At 46.9% G+C, this 22,526-nt stretch carries 19 protein-coding genes; 5 read left to right on the top strand and 14 right to left on the bottom strand.

Translation table 11 applies throughout. The features are described 5' to 3' along the window. Positions 1-3: 3 nt before the first annotated feature. The 4 genes from DVO77_RS12285 to DVO77_RS12270 all read right to left on the bottom strand — a co-directional run bounded on the left by DVO77_RS12285 (position 4) and on the right by DVO77_RS12270 (position 6,033). Complete coding sequence (locus tag DVO77_RS12285; RefSeq protein WP_119978537.1) at positions 4-3,150, bottom strand: efflux RND transporter permease subunit; 3,147 nt, start codon at positions 3,148-3,150, stop codon at positions 4-6. Positions 3,151-3,158: 8 nt separating this feature from the next. Continuing rightward, entirely contained in the window at positions 3,159-4,760 is a 1,602-nt protein-coding gene (locus tag DVO77_RS12280) for an efflux RND transporter periplasmic adaptor subunit (RefSeq protein ID WP_119978536.1), read from the bottom strand. A gap of 23 nt (positions 4,761-4,783) precedes the next feature. Then, on the bottom strand, positions 4,784-5,329 hold the full coding sequence (locus tag DVO77_RS12275) for a heavy metal-binding domain-containing protein (protein WP_110457622.1): 546 nt from the start codon (positions 5,327-5,329) through the stop codon (positions 4,784-4,786). 293 nt (positions 5,330-5,622) lie between these two features. Continuing rightward, positions 5,623-6,033, bottom strand: a complete 411-nt coding sequence (locus DVO77_RS12270; protein WP_110457623.1) for a hypothetical protein — start codon at positions 6,031-6,033, stop codon at positions 5,623-5,625. Between the two features lie 528 nt (positions 6,034-6,561). On the opposite strand from DVO77_RS12270, the gene DVO77_RS12265 reads away from it, so the two are divergent. Continuing rightward, on the top strand, positions 6,562-7,125 hold the full coding sequence (locus DVO77_RS12265; RefSeq protein WP_119978535.1) for a NapC/NirT family cytochrome c: 564 nt from the start codon (positions 6,562-6,564) through the stop codon (positions 7,123-7,125). 102 nt (positions 7,126-7,227) lie between these two features. Here DVO77_RS12265 and DVO77_RS12260 read toward each other — a convergent pair whose 3' ends face one another. From DVO77_RS12260 to DVO77_RS12245, 4 genes are all read right to left on the bottom strand, one after another. Then, entirely contained in the window at positions 7,228-7,674 is a 447-nt protein-coding gene (locus DVO77_RS12260; RefSeq protein ID WP_119978534.1) for a thioesterase domain-containing protein, read from the bottom strand. 15 nt (positions 7,675-7,689) lie between these two features. Further along, positions 7,690-8,127, bottom strand: coding sequence for a D-aminoacyl-tRNA deacylase (dtd, locus tag DVO77_RS12255; protein ID WP_119978533.1), 438 nt, complete (start codon positions 8,125-8,127; stop codon positions 7,690-7,692). A gap of 96 nt (positions 8,128-8,223) precedes the next feature. Next, positions 8,224-9,159 (bottom strand): alpha/beta fold hydrolase, encoded by a 936-nt coding sequence (locus tag DVO77_RS12250; protein WP_119978532.1) that lies wholly within the window; start codon positions 9,157-9,159, stop codon positions 8,224-8,226. Beyond that, positions 9,156-10,103 (bottom strand): virulence factor BrkB family protein, encoded by a 948-nt coding sequence (locus DVO77_RS12245; RefSeq protein WP_249038170.1) that lies wholly within the window; start codon positions 10,101-10,103, stop codon positions 9,156-9,158. Before DVO77_RS12245 ends, DVO77_RS12250 begins: the two co-directional genes overlap by 4 nt. Before the next feature lie 86 nt (positions 10,104-10,189). Between DVO77_RS12245 and DVO77_RS12240 the strand changes: the two genes are divergently transcribed. The 3 genes from DVO77_RS12240 (at position 10,190) to DVO77_RS12230 (ending at position 12,487) form a co-directional block, all read left to right on the top strand. Then, the gene (locus tag DVO77_RS12240) at positions 10,190-10,411 is read left to right on the top strand and encodes a hypothetical protein (RefSeq protein WP_110457629.1); all 222 of its coding nucleotides are present in this window, start codon (positions 10,190-10,192) and stop codon (positions 10,409-10,411) included. A gap of 23 nt (positions 10,412-10,434) precedes the next feature. Continuing rightward, positions 10,435-11,085, top strand: coding sequence for a DUF2959 domain-containing protein (locus DVO77_RS12235; protein WP_119978530.1), 651 nt, complete (start codon positions 10,435-10,437; stop codon positions 11,083-11,085). Between the two features lie 187 nt (positions 11,086-11,272). Further along, entirely contained in the window at positions 11,273-12,487 is a 1,215-nt protein-coding gene (locus tag DVO77_RS12230) for a 4Fe-4S binding protein (protein WP_119978529.1), read from the top strand. A 361-nt stretch (positions 12,488-12,848) separates the two neighbouring features. On the opposite strand, the gene DVO77_RS12220 is transcribed toward DVO77_RS12230, so the two are convergent. From DVO77_RS12220 to DVO77_RS12195, 6 genes are all read right to left on the bottom strand, one after another. After that, positions 12,849-14,747 (bottom strand): methyl-accepting chemotaxis protein, encoded by a 1,899-nt coding sequence (locus tag DVO77_RS12220; protein ID WP_308444034.1) that lies wholly within the window; start codon positions 14,745-14,747, stop codon positions 12,849-12,851. 385 nt (positions 14,748-15,132) lie between these two features. Further along, positions 15,133-16,887: a flavocytochrome c gene (locus DVO77_RS12215; protein ID WP_119978528.1), complete on the bottom strand. Its 1,755-nt coding sequence runs from the start codon at positions 16,885-16,887 to the stop codon at positions 15,133-15,135. 29 nt (positions 16,888-16,916) lie between these two features. After that, a complete protein-coding gene (locus DVO77_RS12210; RefSeq protein ID WP_110457633.1) occupies positions 16,917-17,663 on the bottom strand; it encodes an outer membrane protein OmpK in 747 nt (248 codons plus the stop codon). Positions 17,664-18,166: 503 nt separating this feature from the next. Further along, on the bottom strand, positions 18,167-19,384 hold the full coding sequence (locus DVO77_RS12205; RefSeq protein WP_162924187.1) for a sensor histidine kinase: 1,218 nt from the start codon (positions 19,382-19,384) through the stop codon (positions 18,167-18,169). After that, a complete protein-coding gene (locus DVO77_RS12200; RefSeq protein ID WP_110458975.1) occupies positions 19,371-20,042 on the bottom strand; it encodes a response regulator transcription factor in 672 nt (223 codons plus the stop codon). Before DVO77_RS12200 ends, DVO77_RS12205 begins: the two co-directional genes overlap by 14 nt. A gap of 2 nt (positions 20,043-20,044) precedes the next feature. Beyond that, positions 20,045-20,803: a response regulator transcription factor gene (locus DVO77_RS12195; protein ID WP_110458974.1), complete on the bottom strand. Its 759-nt coding sequence runs from the start codon at positions 20,801-20,803 to the stop codon at positions 20,045-20,047. A 522-nt stretch (positions 20,804-21,325) separates the two neighbouring features. On the opposite strand from DVO77_RS12195, the gene hemB reads away from it, so the two are divergent. Then, on the top strand, positions 21,326-22,315 hold the full coding sequence (hemB, locus tag DVO77_RS12190) for a porphobilinogen synthase (protein ID WP_119978526.1): 990 nt from the start codon (positions 21,326-21,328) through the stop codon (positions 22,313-22,315). Positions 22,316-22,526 lie beyond the last annotated feature (211 nt).

The following is a 22,526-nucleotide window of genomic DNA, read 5'->3' as shown; positions in this document are numbered from 1 at the left end:
CAACTAGGTATTCACCTCATCCTTGCTCAACGTGCGACCGTAAATCAGCAAATACAGTGCAGGTAACACAAACAGCGACAGCAACGGCGCGGTTATCATGCCGCCCACCATAGGCGCTGCAATCTTCTGCATCACATCATTACCCGCTCCCGAGCCCCACATGATAGGCAACAGGCCAAAGAAGATGGTCGCGACCGTCATCGCCTTGGGTCGAATACGCATCACAGCCCCCTCGATAAGCGCCGCTTTAAGATCGCCAATGGCCACATAGCTGCCGGTCTCTTTACGGTGCTTAATGGCATTATTGAGATACACCAACATCACCACCCCAAACTCGGCGGCTACGCCCGCTAACGCGATCATCCCAACGGCCACCGCTACCGACATATTAAAGTCGAGCAGGTAGAGCAACCAAGTGCTGCCCACCAAAGCAAATGGCAGACTGAGCATGATGATAGAGGCCTGCATGGTTGAGCCAAAAGTCATCATCAGCAGAATAAAGATCACCGCCAGCGCCATGGGGATCACCTGTTTCAGTTTAGCGTCCACCCGTTGCATATATTCATACTGCCCGGCAAAGCTATAACTGTAACGCGGCGGCACCACCAACTGCTCATCGAGCACCGTTTGCGCCTGAGTGATGTACTCGCCAATTGAAGTGCCCTCAATATCGACAAACACCCACGAGATCAGGCGACCGTTTTCACTCTTTAACATAGGCGCGCCATCGCTAATGCTGATATCGGCCAAGTTGCGTAGCGGCAGGTAATGCCCTGACTTAGTGATCACCGGAAGCTCTCTTAGCTTGTCGATATTGTCACGCAGCTCTCGGGGATAACGCAGGTTGATAGGGTAACGCTCGGCGCCCTGCACCGACTCACCAATTTTCATCCCCCCGATGGCATAGCGCACCACATCTTGGATATCACTCAGCGACATACCATAACGGGAAGCCACATCTAACTTAGGGGCGATATCGATATAACGTCCGCCGCCAACTCGCTCGGCATAAGCCGATTTGGTATGTGGCAACTGACTGAGGATCGCCTCGATATCGGCGCCCACTTGCTGCAACTCATTGACATCGGCGCCAGTGATCTTAATCCCTACCGGGGTTTTTATCCCCGTCGATAACATATCGATACGGGTCTTAATCGGCTGCACCCAGGCGTTGGTTAAACCGGGCACTTTAACGGTCTTTTGCAGCTGATCTATGATGTCGCTTAACGCAATACCCTCGCGCCACTCGGCTCTGGGTTTAAGCATGATAGTGGTCTCTAACATGGTGAGCGGCGCCGGATCGGTCGCGGTTTCGGCGCGCCCCACCTTACCAAACACTCGCTTAACCTCAGGCACGGTTTTAATTAACCTGTCGGTCTGTTGCAGAACTTCGGCCGCTTTACTGGCACTGATCCCCGGTAAGGCGGTGGGCATATACAGCAGATCGCCCTCTTCCAGTTCAGGCATAAACTCGCTGCCCATTTGCGTCACCGGATACCAAGCACTACCCAGTGCCACGAGTGCCACTAACAAGGTGACTTTAGGGAAACGTAGCACCAGCGTCAGCGACGGCTTATACAGGGCAATTAATATGCGGCTAATGGGGTTACTGCTCTCTTTAGGAATGTTGCCGCGAATAAAAAAGCCCATGAGTACGGGGACTAAGGTTATCGACAATACGGCCGCGGCCGCCATCGCAAAGGTCTTAGTGTAAGCCAGCGGGCTGAACAGCCGCCCCTCTTGCGCCTCTAAGGCAAAAACCGGCACAAAACTTAAGGTAATGATAAGCAGTGAGAAAAAGAGCGCCGGTCCCACCTCGACCGAGGCCTGCGCCACGATGTGCCAATGCTCTTTATTATCTGGGCCGCGCTGATGCTCCTGCCTAAAATGCTCCAGATGCTTGTGCATGTTCTCTATCATCACAATGGCCCCATCGACCACGGCGCCAATGGCGATGGCGATGCCGCCCAGACTCATGATGTTAGCGTTTACTCCCATCTTATTCATCACGATAAAGGCGATGAGAATAGACAGCGGCAAGGTGATCACCGCCACCAATGTCGAGCGCGCATGCAGCAAAAATAGCAAACAGACCACGCCGACAACTACCATCTCCTCAATCACCTTGCTGAACAAGTTGTCGACCGAACTCTCGATCAAATGCGATCTGTCATAGGTAGGTACAATTTCTACCCCTTGGGGCAAACCAGCCTTGAGCTGCTCTAACTTGGCTTTGACCGCCTCAATGGTGGCTAAGGCATTTTCACCGTAACGCATCACGATAATGCCGCCGACCACCTCACCTTCACCGTCAAGCTCGGCAATACCACGACGCGACGCAGGGCCTTTGCGCACCGTCGCCACATCTTTAAGTAACAGAGGCGTTCCCGACGGGCTGGTGATCCCCAGTGGGATTTCACGAAAATCATCTAAGGTTTGTCGGTATCCTTTAGCCCGCACCATATATTCAGCTTCGGCCATCTCAATCACCGAGCCGCCGGCTTCGGTGTTCGATTTCGCGATGGCGTTTTTAATGGTGGCGATATCTAAACGATAGATGGCCAGCTTGTCTGGCTCGACCACGATTTGATAGGTTTGCTCCATGCCGCCAACGGTGGCGACTTCTGACACTCCCGCCACACTCTGCAGCTCTAATTTTAAGTACCAATCTTGCAGACTTTTTAATTGTGACAGATCTAAACTGCCGGAGCGATCCACTAAGGCATATTCAAAAATCCAGCCCACACCCGAGGCATCAGGCCCCAATGATGGCTGAACCCCAGGCGGTAAGCGACTACTTACTTGGCTTAAATATTCCAGTACCCGCGAACGAGCCCAGTAGATGTCGGTGCCATCTTCGAAGATGACATACACATAAGAGTCGCCGAAAAACGAATAACCGCGCACGGTTTTCGCGCCTGGCACCGCGAGCATAGCGGTCGATAAAGGGTAAGTGACCTGCTCCTCTACCAGTTGTGGGGCTTGCCCTGCAAAAGGAGTTTTAATAATCACCTGCACATCCGACAGATCCGGTAAGGCATCTAACGGAGTACTTCTGAGCTCTTGTACACCCCACACGCCAATCATAATAGTGATGATCAGCACCATCAGCCTTTGCTGGATGGCCAATTGAATAATTTTGGTTAACATAATGTCCCCTAGTGCTGATGGCCGCTGCTAAGGCGCATTAAACTGCCTTTTAGGCTAGCTTCTGAATCCAGCAAGAACTGCCCCGAGATCACCACGTTTTCCCCTTCGCTTAAGCCGCTGAGGATCTCCGCTTTACCTTGAGACATCATGCCCACAGTGACCTGACGGGCCACAAAACTGTTGTCGCTCTGCTTAACTATCACCCGGTTTTCATGCCCAGTTTGGATTAAAGCTTCTTGTGGGATCACTAAGGCATTACGATTAGGGCCGCCAAAAATGGCGATATTGGCCAGCGTATTGGGGCGCAGCGCCACATCGCCACTATTGAGTACGACTCTGACCCGTAAACTGCGGGTCACGGGATCAAGTTCGGGGTAGATATAATCGATCACGCCCTCGATATCTTGTAGTCCCATCGCAGGCACAGACACTTCGGCATGTTGTCCTAACGCAATCCAGTTCTGCTCATTTTCAAACACATCGGCAATCACCCACACCTTAGATAAGTTAGCTAATGACATCACCTCGGTGGTGGGCTGAATATACATGCCGTCTCTGACCGACAGCTGTTTAACTATGCCATCGGTTTGCGCATAAAATGGCACCCGATATTGGGTCTGCTCCGTCTTGGCTAAACGCTCAATTTGGCCGCGAGTCATGCCTAACAGCTCAAGCCTTAATCCGGCGCGGCGCACTAAATCTTGATAGTTTTTACTGTTGCCCGAGCTGCGTAAACTGCCCAGCGCCAACAGGTAATCATCTTGGGCGTTAATTAAGTCGGGCGAATAGATCTCATACAGCAACTGCCCTTTAGTGACCTTATCGCCGACAGATTTAATCGCGAGCTTTTCTATCCAGCCGTTGACTCGCGCATGAATATGGCTAATTTCGCTCTCATCATAGCCTATCTGACCGACGGTTCTGACAAACTTCCACATAGTGTCTCTTGTGGCTGGCGCCACTTTTAACGCTAAGGCTTGCTGCATACCACCGGATACCTGGATCTCGATTTCAGACTGGGCACCGCCCACTTCGACTTTTTCAAGGTTCATGCCGCAGATAGGACACGTACTCGGCACATCACTGATGATATGCGCGTGCATAGGGCATACATACTTGATCGAAGGCTCACCGGTTAAGGGGGCTGGTTTGGCTCGCGCTAAGGGATCGGCGCTCTCGCCGCTGGCGACTTGATGTGCCGTATGCTCGCTATCGACCGTCTCCTCTTCCTCTTCTTCAACCAGAAACATATTGCACTGCGGGCAACGACTGCCGGCCTCATGGCTGGTCTCTTCTGGATGCATGGGGCACACATAGGTTTTTTGGTCGGCGCTGACGACCTTATCTGTTAGTGCCGACTCATGTTCTTGCTCCACCAGAAACATATTGCACTGCGGGCAACGACTGCCGGCTTCGTGGCTGGTCTCTTCTGGATGCATGGGACACACATAGGTTTTTTGCTCACCAAGATGTTGATGCTGGGTTTGTGTTGCACCATCACTGCCACTTGACTGTACTTGGGCCGCACTCAATTGCGGCGTCACCATCAGTAATGCACTGACAAAATACGCCAATGGTTTACGCTTATCACTCATATTGAAATAACTCATAATGCCTCAATCCCACTCAGTAATTAGTGATGTTTATGCGTTGCTGCGCCGTGAGCCGTGTTAACAGGCGTGAGGTTCATACCGCATTTTGGGCAGGTATCACCTTTCTCACCAACAACTTCAGAATGCATTGGACAGTCGTATTTTGCACTCAAAGCTGCCTCTTTAACTGGCGTGAGGTGCATACCGCATTTTGGGCAGGTGTCACCTTTCTCGCCAACAACTTCAGGATGCATAGGACAGTCGTATTTTGCAGACGCTTTAGCCTCACCTTGATGTTTCGGACAGTTATCACACTTGCCTGCATCATGATGACCATGGTGCCCTTGTGCGTTTGAGTGATGTTTACCATGTGGGTATTTCTTATGTTCAGCGGTACCTTTAACTGGCGTGAGGTTCATACCGCATTTTGGGCAAGTATCACCTTTCTCACCAATGACTTCGGGATGCATAGGGCAATCATAATGTTGCTGGGCTTGCTCACCATGAGCGTGCTGATGGGCAGATGCCATCGGCGCCGAGATAACAAAAAGAAAAGCAGTTAGCACTAAACTGATAAGGGTTTGCATTGATTGACTCCATCGTAATGGTGGCCGCATTGCTAGGCCTCGAGCCCTGATATAGCCAAATATGGCTAAAGCAATTGGCGGCTAAATATAAAATAATCACCGTTAACATCCCGTAACTGCATAACACTATGGCAGAAAAGTGCACCACACTCACAATTCAACTTATTGTGGTGTGAGATCACCTAACCTAGCGCCATGCGCATAGCAGGAGTTAACGACTAAAAATATATAAAAAGCTAAAAATTAGACCTGACATTGCAGGTAACATTAAGTGTCGGTAATAGCCGACGATGCTACGCAATCGGAGGTTTAATTTCTGACCCTAACGAGATGGAGTGGAAATGAGGCATTTGAGTAGCCAGGATAGATTCTGAGCCGCGAAAGTCTGGCCAAGACGTAACGCTAAATAGGGTACCTGTCATCGAAATCACTAAGCAGTGAGTACAATCTCCCTTGCAATATCCATTGCCTTCACAGCAATGCTGAGCCGCGGGAAGCACATTTTGCTCGGCATCGCAGCAGTGAGCTTGACGCTCTGCTTCGGATGGATGACATGCATCACTATTGCTCATCTGCATCATCATGGATGAATCATGGGCATGCGCATTGGGCACCATAGAAAACCCATTAGATAGCATTACCTGTCCCAGCATAGCGAACAGAGTAAAGATAACTAATGTATGGCGACGAAATACGTTACGCATGAACTTTCCTAACAATGAGATGGCGGTAGTTTATCACGAAATTTTTAAACAACCTTGATTGAATTCACAATTTCTAGACAAACAACCCAGATATCTAACGGTAACACCCTGCCTTTTTGTATGCCTTTCAGCACCATAGGTTTATCGACGTCGACACTGGGTTATTGCTATTGCACTTGGTGCAATAGCTGTACTGCAGTAGACCAGCAGAGCCGCCAATAGGTTCCGTCTGCGCCACAAAAATATCCCACCACATCGACAGACTCAATTTATTGCACACCATCCGCAACAAATTTCACTTTAATACAAAGGTGTTATCAACCTTGCTACATGCTTCAGTTTGCAGTAACTTTAGCTAATACGCATATATATTAATCAAATTACGATATTCTCATTAATGTAAATTAGAGTTAGAGCTAGCTCTCATTTTACAGTTATAAACCCAGATCCGCCGTCTGCTTCTGGTTATACTCAGTGTCAGAGATGAAGTAAATATTAGATAAAACAACTATATTTGGAGATACAGCGATGAACTGGCGTGCACTATTCAAACCAAGCGCGAAATACTCAATACTAGCCCTAATTGTGGTCGGTGTTGTCATCGGTGTTGTGGGTTATTTCGCGACACAACAAACATTACATGCAACCAGTACAGATGAATTCTGTATGTCTTGCCATAGCAATCATTCACTCAAGGATGAAGTATTGACCTCTGCCCATGGCGGCGGTAGCGCAGGTGTCACGGTGCAGTGTCAAGACTGTCACTTACCTCACGGCCCGGTCGATTACCTAATTAAAAAGATCATCGTGTCTAAAGACCTCTATGGTTTCTTGACTATCGATGGCTTTAACACGCAAGAGTGGTTGGATGAAAACCGTAAAGAACAAGCAGACCTTGCACTTAAGTATTTCCGCGCTAACGACAGTGCGAACTGTCGCCACTGTCATACTCGTATTTACGAAAACCAGCCTGAAACCATGAAGAAGATGGCTAAGAGAATGCACGACATGAACTTCAAGAAAGACGCTGACAAGCGTAAGACTTGTGTTGATTGTCACAAGGGCGTTGCTCACCCTTATCCAAAAGGATAATCATCGAATATTTGGCACTAGCCTAAATCGATAAACGTAAAAAAGCCTCAGTAATGAGGCTTTTTTGTTATTTAATGCCAACCCTTCTCTATGGATCGATCGTTATGCCAAGGGTAAATGTGGCAGACTCACATATGTCCCCTCAAACTGGGCACAACACTTGTCATCACAATAAAGCGCAACCTGTAAGGTCACTTTGACCTTACGCCCCTTGGCTAAACCACTTAAATCAGCATCTGGCCAGCGCACCTTAGCGACAGGCTTTGCACCAACAGGGGCAAGATAACGAATATCCGCCTTGGCCAATACAATGTCCCCCTCAACCTGACACAGGCCCTGATTTAGCCAAACCGCCCCCCAACCAGTCAACGTCATCAAGGTATAGATGCTGCCGGCGAACATAGTGTGATGTAGATTGATGTTCGGAGCTAACGGAGCCGATACACTCAAGGTGTCATCATGGTATGACTCAGGCGTTATCTGCATAAATTCACTCACCGGAATGGTGTTATGCCAGATCTCACCCAATTGTATTAATCGCTCTGTCATCCTAAGGGGCATAGGCTACACCTGCAGATTAAAGGTCACTGGGCCGTCATTGATCAAGCTGACCTGCATATCAGCAGCAAATTCACCCGTTTCGACCGCCATGCCTTGAGTTCGACAATAATCCACAAAAGCGTGATACAGCCCCTTGGCTTGCTCAGGCGTCCCCGCCCCTGAAAAACTGGGGCGCAAACCACGACCAGTATCGGCAGCTAAAGTAAACTGCGATACCACCAGCAGACTCCCATCCACTTGCTGCACATTGAGGTTCATCTTGCCATTATCATCGGCAAATACGCGGTAGTTCATCACCTTAGTGGCCAGTTTTTCCATCTTAGCGATATCGTCTTCGCGCTCTACGCCAAGGAAAATTAATAGGCCTTGATCGATAGCGCCAATGGTCTGCCCTGCCACCTCGACCTTAGCCTGTTTTACTCGTTGAATTAAGGCTATCACAACCCTTACTCTCCTTATCTACGTCTGTATTACGACACTGCGGGCGACACTTAACTATGGCTTAGCCCAACACCTCAACACGAGTTGTCGATATTTTTATTGATGTTTAATGTAACGGATCATTTGCCCAACCGCATCGCTGACCGCCTGACGCATCCTGGTATCGATAAGAGTATGATGGCCGCTATTGACTAGGCGAGAGCGTAATAAAGGCGGGCCAAATTGGCTTAAAAAGTCATCCACTAACCGTTGTGGGCACACCCAATCTAGCTCTCCTTGCAAAATCACTGTGGGGCATTGTAATAAGGCGCCAACTTGTTGCATCAATGGGTAAGCACCAAAATAGTCATGGCGAGCATAATGTAACTCGATACGGGCCAACACTCGGCCTTGTTCAACATTATCGATACTCATACCTGGGGCGGCGAGTGCCAGTTCCCAGGCCAACCAACGTTGAATCGCCTCATCCCTAATCTCGCTATCTTGGTCATTAAAGTCTTGTTCAAATTGCTGCAGCAATTGGTCGGTATCATCGACACGGCGAACAAACTGGCGATATTGGCTCGAAAAGATCTGCGCTACACCACGGCGACCATACAGCCAGTCGATGCCAGCCGCCGATGGAATAAACAGGCTCCATAACACCTGAGCCAAGACTCGCTGCGGATAGATGCAACTGTATAAGTACCCTAAGGTTGCCCCAAATGAACCGCCCAGTAGACACCAACGCGCTACTCCGGCCCATTGCCTGACCTTTTCTATGTCGGTTAACAAATTAACAAGATCGTTACCTTCCAAGCGACCATAAGGCTTAGAGCGCCCTGCAGCACGTTGATCTAACATATAGATACGTAAACCTTTCACCCTAAACAGAGCCAGCTCATCAAGGCTGCATCCCGCCCCAGGGCCACCATGCAAATAAAGCACAGGGATGCCATCGGCATCGCCATATTGGGCTAAAAACAATTGATGACCATCACCGACATCCAACCAATCTTGGCGGATCAGTCCAAAGGCATCGAACACGCTCATGATTTCGCGGCGTTTTCTTTAGACTTACTGCTAGCATGACTATCGTCATGATTGACGGCATCGGCAGCTGGCTCATCACCATCATCGAGTGATAACAGGCGTTTATCTAAATATTCAGGCATAGCGGCAGTGATCTCGGCGCCAATCAACACTATGATCCACGACAGATAAACCCATACAAATAAAATGGGTATAGTGGCTAACGCGCCATAAATGGCTTCATAGGCCGGAAATTCGGTGAGGTATAATGCAAAGCCTTTTTTGCCCAGTTCAAACAGCAACGCGGCAGCAATCGCGCCTAATAAGGCGTGAAAAAACTTCACCTTAGTATTGGGTACCACCATATAGATGAGTAAAAAGGTCGCGACAGAAAACAGCATGGGTAAACGCTCAACCAACCAAGGCACCACATCACCAAACTCGGTATCATTAAACAGTTGCAGCGATACTACATAAGAGGTCGCGACTAAACTCGCCCCCATCAATACAGGGCCTAAGGTCAGCACCATCCAATACATAGACAAGGAGACCGCAAATGGGCGCTGCTCTGTGGTGCGCCAAATGCCATTAAGGGATTTATCGATATTAGAGATCAGTAAAATTGCCACCACCACCAAGGCACCGATCCCCACCACAGTACCTTTGGATGCATTAGCCACAAATTCATTAATGTAGGTTTGTACGCTGTCGCCTGCCGAAGGGATAAAATTATTGTAAATAAAGGCCTCGATATGCACTCTAATGCCTTTGAATACGGGAAAGGCTGACAGCATCGACATGGTTACCGCCACCATCGGCACCAAAGACAATAGGGTCACATAAGCCAAATGCCCGGCGCGCATGTTGATCTGATCTTCCGCCACACGCTGCTTTAGATGTATCATAAATGCCCAGATACCCAGCATAATGGAACGAAATAGGCTTACATCGATTCTATTTATCACGGTATTCTCTTGATTCAAGTCGTGTTAACTGCGTAAGCTAGATTACAAGTTTAAAGACACTAGATACAAGTGTAAGGAATAAATTCATGTCTCAACAAGGTTCTGCTGGCAATGTGATTGCCGCTATCGCAAGTTTCTTTTTCCCTGGGTTGGGGCAATTAGTGCAAGGGCGCATCTTGGCGGCCTTACTCTTTTGCGTCATCACCATTGTTGGTTATGCTTTATGGTGGTTGATTGTTCCGGCAATTATAGGCGGTATCGCCCACCTGTGGAGCATTATCGATGCGGCCAAATTTAGGGCCTATTAAACTCACACAAGGATACTTTCAGGATGAAAAACAGACTATCTGTAGCCATCATCACCTCGGTGTTGTTACTCAGTGGCTGCCAGAGTGCCTACTACGGCGCTATGGAAAAAGTGGGTTACCATAAACGCGACATCATGGTCGACCGAGTGAGCGATGCCAAAGAGTCGCAGCAAGAGGCGCAAGAACAATTTAGCTCGGCTCTGGAAGAGATGCAGGCACTGCTTAACCATGACGGCGGCGATCTACAAAGCGCCTACAACAAGGCCAAGGAGGAGTACGAAGCCTCACAAGAGGCCGCCGACGAGGTCAGCAGTCGTATCAATAAAGTAGAAGATGTCGCCGAAGCGCTATTTGATGAGTGGCAAACGGAGATTGGCGAGATAAGTAAAGCCAGCCTTCGACGCAATAGCGAGGCTAAGCTGCGTGAAACTCAACGCTCTTACACCCAACTGATGCGCACTATGCGCCGTGCCGAGGGTAAAATGGCACCTATTTTAACGGCAATGAAAGATAATATGCTGTATCTCAAGCATAACCTTAATGCCCAAGCCATAGGCGCCATAAAGGGCGAGTTTGCCAGTCTGCAAACCGATATTGCTAGCCTGATTAACGAAATGAATAAATCGATAGCCGAGTCGACCCAGTTTATCGAATCGCTCGAAGGCGCAAAATAGCCACCCCTTCGCAAAAAGCCCTCATCACAGAGGGCTTTTTTGTGCCTTGCATTTTAAGATACAGATCATCAAACCAGGCATATAAGGGCTTAATTTCGCGATTCACACCACACTATCGATAGCGAAGAAGAACTAAGATCAAGCTCTCTCCTCTTATAGATACAAGCCATTACTTGGTATTTCCACGATGACCATAATCGAATCTGTAACCTTAATGTTAGCCTTGATGTATAGCATCAGCTTGCTCTATTGGAGCGGCAAAAAATGGGGGGCACTGCTAACGGGAGGCCTACTCATTGGCGCCTTGGCAATCACCCTTTACTGGCCGTTATTATTAGCGCTATTCATCGCCGCTATAGGGCTGGCTATCACCAACTGCTATCACCCTGAGCTGATAAAAGGCACTGTGAGAGCCAACACCTTAAGAGAGGTATGCCAACACCTGCTGGCACTGTCGATGTTGCTGGTGGGGTTACAGTTTGCCGCTAATGCAGCCCTACTAAAAATGGGCATAACGCCTTGGTTAATGCGCCCCGATGTGGGTGATGGCTTTTTACCTATCGCGGGGGGGATCGAACTAAAGGCCATTATAAGTTTGGGCATTTGGGATCAAAACCACCCTGCTGCAGCTGTGATGCTAACCGTAGTACTACTGACAGGGCTATTGTGTAAACGGGCCTTTTGTGGCTGGGCTTGCCCACTGGGCTTGGCGGGTGAATATCTGTATAAACTCAGAAAACGCGTCATCAAACGTGAATTTCTGCCACCAGCATGGGTAGACTGGCCACTACGGATGCTTAAATACCTTCTATTAGCCGGGTTTTTTTACATCATATTCAGCATGCCAAGTGCATCGATACCGCAATACCTAAACAGTCACTACCATAAAATTGCCGACCTAAAAATGGCGCTGTTTTTTATCACCCCAGGCGTAGTCACCCTAATCTGCTTCGGGATTATTTTGGCGCTCGCCGCTTGGCGCCGACAAGGTTTTTGTCGCTATATTTGTCCCTATGGTGCACTTCTTGGACTACTGAGCTTTTTAAGCCCATTTAAAATACGCCGTAACACTCAGCACTGCCTTATCGAATCTAAAGGGATGAGCTGCGACAAATGCACTCGCGCCTGCCCAGCGGCCATCAGTGTGCACACCCAAAAACATATCCGCTCAGACGAATGCCAAGCCTGCATGCGTTGTGTCAGCGCCTGTCCTAAGAAAGAGGCGCTGCACTTAAGTACCCGAAATGGCTTTACCCTATCCGCCCGGGGTTTGACCATCATGTTATTCATGCTGCTATTTATGCTGCCACTGATCGCCTATGTGAGCGGTTTTTGGGTCAGTCAAACCCCAACTGAAATGCGGATGTACCTGATCCAACATCTTAACGCCATTGGTCATTAACCCCAAGGCAGGCCGAGTAGGCACCCAATATCGCCTAAAAAAATCAGCCTCAAAGCGCAGGCTCGGAGGCTGATTTTATGAGAGTAAGACGTTATAACACCGTTTATGCCAAACATGTGTAGCGCCCCACTTCGCCACGGTTCGATGATCACCTTAATGTGATGCTGGTTTGTCATCAATTGTGCAAAAGCAGCCTGAACGCCATCTATACCCACCTTGCCAGTGAGCAAGGAATACGGCCAGCCGCCAGTGCATTTAAACGCTCATTACATTACTGTCTTTGTTAGGCTCTTCGCACCGATTTGTCGATTACAGCTACACACTGACTATAAATCCGAAAGCATCGATTAAGGCTTTAGGATTAACTCAGTTTAAATTGCGCAACTAACTGGCTGAGCGTGCCATGTGCGGCCGTTAACTCCGTGGTTTCAGCCACGGCGGCATCGCCACTGGCGGTTAACGCGGTAACCATTTCACTCATCGAAGCAATATTACGCGTGATTTCAGCCGCTACAGAGCTTTGCTCCTCTGCAGCTGTCGCTATTTGGGCATTCAGATCAGATATATGCCTTACCGAATTGCCAATAATGTCGAGATCATCGGCAACTAAATCGGTGGCCTGCGTGGTTTTTTGGCAGGTGTCCTTGGTGACTTGCATAGCCGAAATCGCATTGTCGGCTCCGAGGCGCAATTTTGCCAGCGTGGTTTCAATTTCGGCGGTACTCGCCTGTGTTCTGGCGGCTAGCGCCCTCACCTCATCGGCGACCACGGCAAACCCTCTGCCCTGCTCTCCCGCTCGCGCCGCTTCAATGGCAGCATTTAACGCCAACAAATTAGTTTGGTCGGCAATATCCCCTATGACCTTAAGAACATGGGTAATATTTAAGGTATCCTTATCAATAGCGGCGATGTCGGTTGCGGTGTTATCGACCTCTAACATCAGCTGGGCAACCGTCGCCTTAGCCTCAGAGACACACTCTCTGGCGTTGGCCGTTTGTGTATTGGTATGTTGAGTAAACTGGGCGGTATCAGAGGCGTTTTGTGCAACATCATGTGCCGTTGCATTCATCTCCTCAATAGCGGTAACCACTTGATCCGTTTCTTGAATATGTGCGGCTAGTATTTTTGCATTCGAATCAGTCTGTGCCTGTAACGACTGTGCGCTGTGAGAGATATGTGCTGCTGCGCTTTTTATCTCTAATAGCATCTCTTGCAGCTTAGCGATAAAGCGGTTAATGCCGGCAGAGATCTGCCCAAGATCGTCATCACTATTGACCGTTAAGCGGCGGGTTAGATCGCCATTACCCATTGCCAGATCCTCCACCATCTCTTTAAGCGCCAAGATAGGACGATAGAGAATTTTTAATATGGCAAGGGAAGCCAAAATGGCCATGACTAACACCAACAGCGATAGCATAATGGCATCATGCAGTGCGTCTTCCACCTCCGCATACGCAACCGATTTATCCACCCCAATAAACAGATACCATCGCTTATCATTAAGCAACTCAATCGCTTTAGAAAATGCTAACTTTTCGATACCATTAAATCGATATGCTTGCTGTGTGGTCTGATTGGACAACATCTGCAGCTCAACCTGACCTAGCCCCATTGCCGAAAAATGCTGACCGATTGGATATTCTGTCGCACTCGATGCCATGATTTTACCTGTGCCATCGGTGATAACAGCCACTGCACCAGGAAAGGCGATATTGGCAACACTTGAATGTAACCTTGAGAGTTCGATACTGCCAAAAATAGCACCGTCACCTAAATCACTGACAATCGAAACCCCCTGCTCACCGGTAAATTTATCCAGATAAACATCGGTAATGTCTAACCCATCAGCACTACGCCCCTGCTTGTACCAAGGGCGTTGACGCGGATCATAATCTGCGGGACTAATCCCATCGGTCCAGCCATGATCGCTATTAGAAGAGTACGCAATGCCGGATTCAAATCCTAAACAGATATTGGTCAGATGGCTGCCGCTTTGTGCCAACCGAGCAACCGCAGCAAAATCTTGATGAGGCAAGCCGCTTTTATAATTATTGACCACTGAGGTAACCGCTAATACTTGGCTGTCAAACCAAGTGCTGAGTTTACTCGACTCGGCATCCACTAAAGCGATACTTTTCTGATTAACACTGTTAATGGTGAGATCTCTAATATGGGTATATGACAGCCAATTAGACACCAACAGGCTAAGCGCCAGTAATATGACTGATGAAGAGATTAATGCTTTTTTAAAATTCAACAACTGTGCACTTCCTATAGCTAAAAACAGTAAAACGTTAACAATAACCAAGTCGGCACAGTGCTTCTTCTGACTGCGCGCCAGCTAATTAACTCAACATGGTCAGTACAATGAACGCAGTAGCAGATACGGCAGCGGCCAGAGCCTATAGCTGTAAAATGGTTCGCAGTATTGCCTTAAATGTCATTTAAATCATGAAGTAAGCCGATCAAATATGTCGCGATCAACAAGCTTACGCCGTATAAAAGTGACATCTGGCGGTGATAATTACAGGGTGTGACGAGATAAAACAATCAGCTCAGAGTCAATGTGCCGCTAAGTCATTCATGATTGAGGATGAAAAATGCCGACCAGCTGGCTGGTCGGCATGATATTGTTGCACTAACGCTTATTTCGCGGCAGCTTCTTGACCTGCGATACGTCCAAATACGGTAATATCGGTAATGGCGTTACCACCAAGACGGTTCGATCCGTGCGTCATACCTGTCACTTCACCGGCAGCAAATAGTCCTGCAATCGGCTTACCTTGGGTGTCTAACACTCGGGTATGAGTATCTGTCATCAAACCACCCATAGTGTGGTGTACAGAAGGCTTGGCGACTAGCATGTAGAAAGGTGGCTTCATAATCGTTTTCAGGCCACCACGATGATTAAATTCCTTATCATCACCTGCTTTAGCAAACTGATTTACACGGTCAACTTGTGCCATAAGTGCTTTTTTATCGACGCCGAATTTGTCGGCTAACTCTTCGATTGAGTCAGCTTTAAACATCATGCCTTTACGGTTAAGCTCAGCGAATTCATCTTTATGTACGCTAACCACATCGGCAACTTCTTCGATCTCTGCGCCCCACAGTACATAAGCCTGCTGATTAGTTTGCGCAAGGATCGCACGGCTGATAACGTCACGACGCTCTAACTCTTCAACAAAACGATGGCCCTCTTTATTCACCACGATGGCGCCAAAGAAGCGAGAGTCGGCAATTAAAGAGATCACCCCAGTATCGATATGACAGATAGGATAAGTCTGAATCGACTCCATATTATGGGTTTTAGCATTTAACTTTTCGGCCATAACAATGCCATCGCCCATGATCCCACGCGCATTGGTGGTACCATAACGACTATCTAGCTCAGGCACATATTTGGTACGCATCGCCACGTTAGCCCCAAAACCGCCAGTTGCAATGACCACACCACGCTTGGCGTTATAGGTTATCTTCTGGCCATTTTTCTCTGCTTCAACACCTATCACACGACCTTGTTGATCTTTAATCAATGCCTTTGCGGTAGTACGGGTATGGATGGGGATCTGCAGCTCATCGGTTTTTGCCATAAACTTGCTGATCCACTCTGCTCCCGTATGATTACGTGGGATCAGACCACGTTTAACGCTGTGACCGCCGAATTGAAATAACTGATCTGGGTAAAAGTCGACCTTAATATAGTCTCTTAACCACTCGGCAGCAGGTAAGGCTTGCTCGGCTAAGATCTGCACCATTTCAGGATCGCCAAGGTAATCGCCCCCTTTAAGCGTATCTTGTACAAATAACTCGATACTGTCTTCAATACCCATCTTCTTCTGCACCCAATTGCCTGGCACATTCATCTGCCCCCCCGTGATTAAGCTGTTACCGCCTACCGTTGGCATTTTTTCGATGATAACCACATTGGCACCGGCATTTTTAGCGGTGATTGCCGCGCTAAAACCTGCGCCTCCTGAACCAATCACTACCACATCAAAATTCTGCTCACTGGCCAACTGCTCATCTGCTTGGGTATTACCCTTAGCCATACCCGCAACCAAGGTCACGCCAGCAGCAGCAAGAGAGCCTTCAACCGCCTCTTTAAAAGCATTACTCGTGATTGTGGCACCACTGATGCCATCTACCTGAGTACTGTTGCTAGCAAGCATGGCATCTTTCATTTCGGTAAATACCGAGGCGGCTAAAACTTTGTTTTCATTTTGCTTAATGACACTAATATCGACCAACTGACCACCTTTAGTAGCAGTTTGGACCTGGATCTCTCCGTGCTTACCAAAAGCAGCACCTTCACTTTTCACTATAGGTTGACTCTCTTGTGTAGAGCATCCCATGACCAGAGCTACAATTGCACTGGCGATAATCGTTCTTTTAATCATTGTTTATTCCTTTTTAAGCCAAACCAATACTAGAAAGTAAAACCAAGGGCAACGCCATATTCGATACCGTCATTTGGCACTGAGCCCCAGCTGTCGAAATGAGTAAGGTGCAACTTGGTGTAGAAAGAATCGGTAACGCTGGTTTTAAGCGTTGTGATGATCTGATGGCCATAACTGTCATAACCCAGTGTGCTCATATGCTCGTCATCACGGTCGATTTGGCCTTCATAATTGACGGACAATGAATGTTTTAGTCCTGCAAAAGCAAAAGGGTAACGTGCGTTTATCACGGCGGCGTAACCACTTATGCCATCGAAACTGGCCCCAGTCGGATCAAAGTGCGCCGCAGAATAGTTCACCCCTAAGCCCGCGTTAATGAACAAATCGCCATACTTACGATTAGTCGTGACCCCCAAATAGAAGTTATCTTCCATTACAGTACGATTGCTGACTAAGAAGTTTTGGACCCAAAAGTTGTACTGACTTTCAGCAATCTGCTTATCAAGCACCAGTAATGACTTCACTGTCAGCTTACCGTCTTTGCCCTGTTGAGCATCTTCGATTTCGCCTGGGTTTTCTAACTTCACATAGGCCAGTAAGGTGCCCCAATCCGCCTTGTTGAAATGAGTTAACTTCACAAAAGGCTGATCGTATGCACCACCATTATCGGATTTAGTATCAGAGGTGTACGCCTTATAGCCCAAATCGACTGATGTAGCCGACATGGCTGGCGCCACGACAAGCGCAGCTAAGGCTGTGACAAGTTGCTTTTTCATTTAAACATCCCTTAATTTTAAAATTCTTAGATATGATAAATAAATAAGCAAAATTCTTTGTGAGCTAGCTCGTGTAATAATTTTATACAGCAGAAAGTGTGTGGATTAGAGAAGTAAAAAGACCAATTGAAAATAGCAATGAAATAAAAAGATTAACACAAAAAAATCTATAAATTACATTTGTGAAAATAACGTCAAAATACACAGGAACCCTGAGAATTGAAAATAACATCAAAATAAAAACAAGGCACAAAGCCAAAAAAACCTAAAAATATAATCAGCAGAGATAAACGCAAATACAATGCCTTATCAATTTCAACCAAATACTATTGAAACCCATAATGAACAGTGATTAAAAACTGAATAAGTTAACTATTTTGTGTAGGCGTAAGATATTTTAAACAAGAGAGCTAATTGAACTAAGCGAGTAAAAGTTAAACAACAAAGTGCTGTATTAGTGATGCAACTATTGCCATCACTAAACAGCGAGTTGTTATTAAAGGTTAAGCTGAATGTATGATGAGGCTTGCTCTAAAAAAGTTATCATCGTAACTGGTTGAATAGTGCCAATTAAGCTGGGCAGTTAAACGTTCAACTAACATCAATCCGAGCCCGAAACCACTGGAGTTATGCCGTGACAACGGGTTAACAATATCGATTCTATTACCTCGTTGAGTGATGCTAATGCCTTTAGCACCGTGCTCTAAACTGTTACGGACCAAGTTATTTAACACTATGCTCAGCGGCTCTTTAAGCACTAATAATTGGGTGTCATCACAGGATAACTCCACCTCAACCTCGCTGCCTTGAGCAAATTGTTGATCATAGACAATGCTCTGCAACAAGTCGGCTAACGTTACTAAGCTTTTATCCATCGGACTACAATCAGAGCTCATTAACCACAGCAGGGTTTCGGTGATCGATTTCATTTGAGTCGTCGCTTGACTGGCATGCAAAGTCGGCCCGGTTAACTGGCCCTGTTGTAAGGTCAAAATATCAAACGAAGACTGACAGATAGCGATAGGCGTGCGGAGTTCATGACTGGCAAAACGCAAAAATGATAGCTCACGTTGCTGCGCCTCTTTAAGCTGTTTAATCGAGCTGTCTAAGGCATCGACAATAGATTGAAGCTCGGCATAACACTGTTTTGGAAATCGAAGTTGTTCCATCTTTTGCCAATCATGCTGCTTTATTGCCCGACTGATCTGATGCACTGGCGAAATGACTCGGCTTTGTAAATACCATGCCAAAATAGCATTCACAGTAAAGGTCATAATAACCAATAAGCAGATGGCAGCCATATTTTTGGGGGCAAACTCTAACTCATGGGTGGCATTATAGTGCAGCCATACATAGCTAGATTTTCCCGCCTCATCTTGATGTAGCATCAAAGCATCGATGAATTTACCATCGGTATGTTGGTGCTTTACGTCATTAGGCTGTTCGGGGGGGTTACCATTATTTATCGCCTTTATCTTGCTTGGCACCGACTCCCAGCTATTAAATACGCTCAGGTTGTCGGTGTAAAAAGGGTTATTTTCGGCACTGGCGTATTGCACTGCAGCTTGAGCGGCATTTCTCATGGTGATCTCATGCATGCTAAACATGCCTGTACACATCATACACAGGGGGATAAAACTGTTGATGAGTAAAGTGATCGCCAAAAAGCTTAAACCATAAACCTGATAGACTCGCTTTAAACTGAGTTTAGGCTTCATCATCGACCTTTAAACATAGACCTACGCCACGAATAGTATGCAGCAGCTTTTGCTCAAAAGGCTTATCGACAATTTTACGCAGTAGATGAATATGACTGCGCAGACTATCACTATCTGGCAAACTATCGGGCCAAAGTAATCTCTCAATTTCATCTCGCTCTACTGTTTCAGGACTCCTTCTCGCCAATAGCGCTAGGATCTGCCAGCCTGTCCGTGTTAAGACTAATCGCTGCCCTTGTCTATATACGTTATGTCCAGCAAAATCAAATTCAAGCTCGCCAATTGTAAGCAGATTCGGCGACGGGCGCCGCTGCGACACGACCTTGAGTCGAGCCACTAATTCAGCCATAGCAAAAGGTTTAACCAAGTAATCATCGGCTCCCACTTCAAAACCAGACAATCTATCTTGCAGGTTACTGCGCGCTGTCAGCATAATGATGGGAGCAATGATGCACTGTGCTTTCCATTTTTTACAGGCACTAATACCATCACCGTCGGGTAAATTAAGGTCGAGAATAATAGCGTCAAAGTTACGCTTTATTATCGCCTGCTCAGCCTGTGCAAGTGTCTCAGAATAATCCGTTTCGATATCATTCAGCTCTAAATAATGAATAATGTTTTTAGCAAGCAGACGGTTATCTTCGACAAGAAGCACTAACATAATTATATGATTTCCAATTGATGTGCAATGTGCACTAAATTAGCACGATTGCTAGCTGAAAGCTTATTTCTCATAGATTCTAGATGATATTCTACGCCACGAACGGTAATGTGTAACTCTTGTGATATTTCATGGTTATGCAAACCTGTAGCGGCCATTCTTAATGCTTTAATCGCAGTTTTATTAAATAACTTATATTGGCGGTAGGGATTTATTTGATCATGAAAATGTTCAAATAAATTCATTTGGGCTTGCTTAAGCGTAACCTCTAAGCCTGTCAGATTTAGATCTTTATATTCATGCTTAGCGAGTAAAGTGAATCGACCGCTCCAAGCATTCGAAGCAAAGTTTTTCAGCGGCCAGCTGACAATCGTATTAACACCATATCGATTAAACAGTTTTTTAGCTTTATTTGGCCGTCCACCTTCATCAAATACATAGCAATAGGGAGACTTTAGGCACAGAGCTTCGCCAAAGTTAATGTCTGTTGCGGCGACACGAGCCAGATATTGTTGATGCAGTTGTTGCACCGTCGGTGATGAAGCCAATACGCCAGCAGCACTTTGTAGCGTGCGTCGTGTCAGTAAATTGCCGCGATTATTTTCACGATAGTCTTCATAAGCACTGTTAGCTATGCCTTGAAACCAGAAGCCACCAAAGCCATGTGAGGCTATTGGCCGCTTGATATCATCGAGTACTGTATTGGCAATCTCTGGGCTTGCTTCCGCTTTCGTTATAGGCAGCTGAGTTAAACGTTCCATTTTTACACCACATACGCGCTATCAGAAACCACTAAGGCGGCACTTAGCACGCACCGCATCAAACAACTCTGTTACAGTTGTTAAACTGATGAGACTGAGTCTACGCAATTTATGATATTGGATAAACGCTCATGGTATGGAACTTCTAACTGCACAACAAAAACATAAAATTTTATATTTCCCCTCCAAGTTTTGACGTAACTTTGACGTGCTGCGTTTTATACTCATCGGTAGCCACGCCTTAAAAAGCTGACTTTGTCATTCGCCGAAACCTCACGATAAACATGCGTATCATAAGCGATAGAACCCAAAATTCTCGCCGCCAACCTCCTTAATTAGCTCATTGGCCTCACTCTCGATTAGACTAAAACCATTAAATACTCTAAGTCGATCACATAAACAGATCGAATATAATTGAATGTGGAACCTTGCATTCCACGCAGAGTCAGAGCAGCTAAGGCATGAAGATTTTCTCCTGTAATAAACCCAATCACTCACCAATCTGTTTATAAAGGTTATTCCATGTTAAGCACACCTCCACTACGCCGCATGCGACGTTTACGTAGCTCTGAAGCCATGCGCGATCTATTGCGCGAAAGCCATATTTCACTCATCGATTTAATCCACCCTATTTTTATTGAAGAGCAACTCGAGCAGGCTATGCCGATCGCTACTCTACCTGGTATCAGCCGTATTCCCGAAAGCCACCTCGCCGATGAAGTTCGTGAGTTATATGCCCTTGGCATTCGCTATGTGATGCCCTTTGGTATATCACACACCAAAGACGCCGCAGGCAGCGATACGTGGGATAAAAATGGCCTACTTGCTCGTATGATTAACACCATAAAATCGACCGTCCCCGAGATGATGGTGATTCCAGATATCTGCTTCTGTGAATATACCATTCACGGTCATTGCGGCGTGATGCACCACAACGAAGTCGATAATGACGCCACCGTAGACAATTTAGTTAAACAGTCTGTCACCGCTGCTAAAGCTGGCGCCGATATGTTAGCCCCGTCGGCGATGATGGATGGTCAAGTAAAAGCCATTCGCCAAGGACTCGATGACGCAGGTTTTCAACACGTCGCCATTTTGGCTCATTCGGCAAAATTTGCCTCTGCTTTTTATGGTCCATTTAGAGCCGCTGTAGACTGTGAACTCAGTGGGAATAGGAAAGGCTACCAACTCGATTACGCTAATGGTCGTCAAGCGCTACTCGAAGCCACATTAGACGAGGCCGAAGGCGCCGACATTCTGATGGTCAAACCAGGAACCCCTTATTTAGATGTGATCAGCCGTTTAAGACAGGAGACCCATTTGCCTATAGCGGCATATCAAGTCGGTGGTGAATATGCTGCGATTAAATTTGCCGCACTAGCGGGAGCGCTCGATGAGCGAGCCGTGGTCACCGAAACTTTTACTGGCTTAAAACGCGCGGGAGCCGACCTCATTGTGAGCTACTACACCAAACAGTATGCCCAGTGGTTAGCCGAAAGCAAGATGCCCTAGATTAATACAACATTGCCGCCTGATAGACTGCTAATCGTCGCCATCATTATGCTTGATGGCTAACAGGCGACTCTATGAGACTAAGATTTTTATAATAAGACTCAATAGTTACCTCAATTTATGTCGACGACAAACTCAGAGATCAACATTAACGATTTTGCATCAATCAATAGATGACTAACTTTATTTGATTGGCATCATCCAGCTTATG

It is taken from the genome of Shewanella algidipiscicola (assembly GCF_003605125.1).
GTDB lineage: Bacteria > Pseudomonadota > Gammaproteobacteria > Enterobacterales > Shewanellaceae > Shewanella > Shewanella algidipiscicola.
This window is presented reverse-complemented; position numbering and strand designations above follow the sequence as displayed.